Annotated in this window: 1 protein-coding gene and 1 pseudogene; both read left to right on the top strand. The window is 36.0% G+C overall.

Annotation, left to right across the window (positions count from 1 at the left end):
• Window positions 1–435: pseudogene (locus ACIFO6_RS24270) on the top strand (hypothetical protein); the annotation flags it as partial.
• A complete protein-coding gene (locus tag ACIFO6_RS24265; RefSeq protein ID WP_430044633.1) occupies window positions 432–602 on the top strand; it encodes a hypothetical protein in 171 nt (56 codons plus the stop codon). The pseudogene ACIFO6_RS24270 and the gene ACIFO6_RS24265, both read left to right, overlap by 4 nt.
• Window positions 603–714 lie beyond the last annotated feature (112 nt).

Here is a 714-nt window from a genome sequence, read left to right as displayed (position 1 = left end):
ACAACTAAAATTGAATATTTCACAAAAGATCAAACTTTGCTGATTGACGGTGTAAAACAGGAGAACTTTAATGTTAAAGAGAGCCGTTCAGATTTTTCGTTAAATGCTGTTCCTTCAGGAGGAACCTTTGTAGGCAAGTTTGATTACTCCTATGATTGGGTGAACTTGGGAATAACTTATGCAGCAGCGGCAATAGCAACTATTACTAAAGCACCTGTATCAACGATTCTTGCAATTATAGGCGTTGGAGCAAGTTTGAATACCGTATCTTATTACACTATTTATCAATATTCGTATCCTAGAAAGTGTGAAGCTATCCCTTACGCTAATCATACGGTGTTCTATCAAGATGCTTCACGAAAGAAAGTAACTGGTACGACTGACTCTGCAAAGTTCTTTAGTTCGCAACCATACCCTATCGGATGTACTCCATGAACAAATTTTTAAAACGTTATGCTAGTATTTTGCTAGGCTATGCAATAGGTTTGGGAATATTTTATGCACTGGGGTATAACTTTCATGCTATGATGTTTTATATTATTTTGACTGGAACTATAACAGGAGAGATAATCAATTTTGCATTGTCGAAACGAGAGAAATGAATCGGTCTATCCCTTGATTGCATTAAAAATCAAGGGATTTTTTTTCATTATTTATGAAAAAGGTTCAAACTGCAAAAGGGTTGTTATCCAAACCAAAGGAACCTCTGTCCCC

The sequence above is a fragment of the Paenibacillus sp. NRS-1781 genome, from assembly GCF_050467745.1.
GTDB classification, from domain to species: Bacteria; Bacillota; Bacilli; order Paenibacillales; family Paenibacillaceae; genus Paenibacillus; species Paenibacillus terrae_A.
Note: the sequence above shows the minus strand (reverse complement) of the source record. Positions and strands in the feature narration are given on the sequence as shown.

Bases quoted from the DNA above. Each gene is read 5' to 3' on its own strand.
- ACIFO6_RS24265 (WP_430044633.1), top strand. From the start codon at position 432: ATGAACAAATTTTTAAAACGTTATGCTAGTATTTTGCTAGGCTATGCA.